Here is a 1,299-nt window from a genome sequence, read left to right as displayed (position 1 = left end):
GCAGCCAAAGCTTGGGCCTCACATTACCCGAACTTGGTTAAAGTATTAATTAATTTATGGGTTTATTATCCATACAAGAAATTCAACAGGACTAAAAACAGTGGGCTGTTCGCTTCGCTCCATTTTAGCCCACAATTTTTAGCCCGTTAATTGGGCGTTAGCTTTTAAACCAATACGGTGCGTAACTTGAGTAACACTGAGTTAGTTCTTCAAACTATTTTTGGTGAGTTGTCTTTTAGTGTTACTGCTAAGGAGGGCGATTTGTCTAATGCAAAGATCCTTTCAAGTGACCTTGAATCAATGATACCTGAGGGAATGGAGGTTGAAGGCAGTGTCGCCATTCTCCTTCGGGTTAAATCAAGTACAGAAATTAAGCATCTAAATTTTATGTGTACGTGGAATAACTCAATAGGGAAAGGCGGCGCATGCACTGGACAAGGCTTAGATGCATGGGAGTGGGAGACAGATAATCACCTCATATTAATAGGCACGGAAGATGAGGAGTGGCTTGGCTCCCGATTGAGACAAAAATATATATCTGAATCACCTGTAATAATGGGAAGTAAGGGCTTTGAAATACACATTGAAGAATATCCAAAAGGTATGGAGCTAACCCTTCATTATATGGTCGCGTCTAATAGACTACCTGAAAAAGAGGAATGTTCATGTTGGTTTGCAGTAGACGTTTCTCACAAAAGGGTACTTGAAGCGTGCCCGTAATAAAAGCTAACAATACGTGCCAGCTGACATTTTGGTCGGCGCTCCGTTTTGCGTATGGCTTCGCCATTTTACGCAAAACTCCACACCAACCAAAATGCAGCTGCACTCTGCGTTAGTTTTCAAAAGGAGTTTGGCATTAGTCTCAATATTTATATCGACAAAATCGAAAATTTCTCTGAAGTGGAAAGATGTGACTTTTTTCGAGTTTTAGCTCACTCATTAACCGTATCTATTAGAGTCTATCTTTGTGATAACGAATTAGACAATGAAGAAAAATTGAATAGAGTAAAGTGGCTAAACGAGATATTGCATAGGGTAGTAACAAAAGTGTACGTTAGGCCTTATGACAAAAACAATGTCGAAGGTTTCTTCGAAATGATGGCAGATTATATCGAAAAGAATCCAAATATATATGATCAGTTGGAGCATTGTTTCAATAAATCATTCCACCGCATACGTAGTTGAAAACTAACAATAATTTAAAGCGGGACTGCTAACAGTGTGCTCAGTTTCGCTTCGCTACACATTTTAGCAAACTATTATCAGCCCCTTAAATGGGTGTTAAATGCAAAGGAATCT

1 protein-coding gene is annotated in these 1,299 nt (G+C 39.1%); it reads left to right on the top strand.

Annotated elements, in window-relative coordinates; all coding sequences use genetic code 11:
- Positions 1 to 186: 186 nt before the first annotated feature.
- Positions 187 to 720, top strand: a complete 534-nt coding sequence (locus I6E80_RS20300; protein WP_197186320.1) for a hypothetical protein — start codon at positions 187 to 189, stop codon at positions 718 to 720.
- The last annotated feature ends 579 nt before the right edge of the window (positions 721 to 1,299 follow it).

The organism is Pseudoalteromonas sp. NSLLW218 (genome assembly GCF_015864775.1).
Lineage (GTDB): Bacteria > Pseudomonadota > Gammaproteobacteria > Enterobacterales > Alteromonadaceae > Pseudoalteromonas.
Note: the sequence above shows the minus strand (reverse complement) of the source record. Positions and strands in the feature narration are given on the sequence as shown.